Genomic DNA, 250 nt, shown 5'->3' on the forward strand with positions numbered 1-250 from the left:
ATTTCGTAGCTCCTGTGCCAATACCTCGGCCACCTTCAGCCGAGCGCGGATGATGTCCATGTCGGCCTTTGGCGTGGCGATTCCGCTCTTGCTCTTCTTCTGGAAGCAGTGCAGGACGAACACCGCTTCCGCAAACTTGACCGTGTATACCGCTCGATAGGTGCCGCCGGCATCGTCTTCGACGACCTCCAGCACGCCGGCACCACCGAACCCCTTGAGCACCTTTGCTGCGTCATCCTGATCGCCTATC

The 250-nt window shown here is 59.6% G+C and carries 1 protein-coding gene; it reads right to left on the bottom strand.

Annotated elements, in window-relative coordinates; all coding sequences use genetic code 11:
* On the bottom strand, positions 1–249 hold a 249-nt coding region (locus GHN86_RS23260), incomplete at its 3' end, for a type II toxin-antitoxin system RelE/ParE family toxin (protein ID WP_323370018.1).
* Position 250: the final 1 nt, after the last annotated feature.

It is taken from the genome of Pseudomonas helleri, from assembly GCF_009600315.1.
Taxonomy (GTDB): domain Bacteria; phylum Pseudomonadota; class Gammaproteobacteria; order Pseudomonadales; family Pseudomonadaceae; genus Aquipseudomonas; species Aquipseudomonas helleri_A.